The 450-nt window shown below is 42.4% G+C and carries 1 protein-coding gene; it reads right to left on the bottom strand.

Going from position 1 to position 450, the window contains the following annotated elements:
- Nucleotides 1-450, bottom strand: a 450-nt coding sequence (locus DW005_RS14055) for a hypothetical protein (RefSeq protein WP_207658757.1), incomplete at both ends; no start/stop codon positions are given.

Below are 450 nucleotides of genomic sequence, written 5' to 3'. Positions count from 1 at the left end.
GCCGCCATCGTGCTTACCATGCGGTTTTTGGTCTTTGCTCCGCTGTATGATTCCTGCGTAAGCACCGGGCAGACAAAGGCACCGTCCGAATCCGGATATGTTCCTGCCGGATACGTATAGTTTGTCGTGTAAAGGTGTTCTTTTCCCTGATTCTTTTTCTGATAAGCGGCGTTTGCTTTTTCAGTTAAAACGTTTCGGCAGCGGTCATAAGTATACCCTTGCTTTGTCGTGACCGCTTTGCCGCTCTTTCCATACGATTTGTCGGTTTCGAGTACCACAAGAGAACCATTGCCGTTATTATCATAAGCGGTTATGGTTTCTTCTTTTTCTTTGCCATAGTGAATCTCATTGGTAAGAAGTTTATTTTCATTATATACATAAAGGCTGACGTTTTTCTTGGTATCCTTTTTAAGCCTTAAAGTATCCGGGTTAATTTTGGATTTCTTATAG

Source organism: Clostridium sp. AF36-4 (genome assembly GCF_003435975.1).
Taxonomy (GTDB): Bacteria; Bacillota; Clostridia; order Lachnospirales; family Lachnospiraceae; genus Eubacterium_F.
This window is presented reverse-complemented; position numbering and strand designations above follow the sequence as displayed.